The 368-nt window shown below is 60.9% G+C and carries 1 protein-coding gene; it reads left to right on the forward strand.

Annotated elements, in window-relative coordinates; all coding sequences use genetic code 11:
• Positions 1-368 (forward strand): phage tail protein (locus ACW9IR_RS29725; protein ID WP_457466181.1); only part of this gene is annotated, 368 nt, incomplete at both ends.

Below are 368 nucleotides of genomic sequence, written 5' to 3' on the forward strand. Positions count from 1 at the left end.
CCTTGAGCTGTGGGCCTGGCAGCGGGACGTGACGCGCTTCAAGGGCGAACCCGAGTCGCTGTTTCGCCTGCGCGTGAAGTACGCGTTTATCAACTCGGTCGACGCCGGCAGCACCGCCGGTTTGAAACGCATATTCGAGCGCCTGGGCGTGGGTTACGTCGAGATTGAGGAACGCCAGCCCGACCGCGATTGGGACGTTGTGCTGCTGAAGTTCAGCAACGCTCAACTGTCGCTCAATCCCGAGCTTTTGCGCGTGCTGATTCAGCAATACGGCCGAACCTGCCGGCGCTACGACTTCGTCACCATCACCCCTGTGGGGCTGCAAATCGCCCTGATCGACTTCAACGACGACCAGCAAACGCTGGTTG

The organism is Pseudomonas sp. SDT291_1_S447, assembly GCF_054070155.1.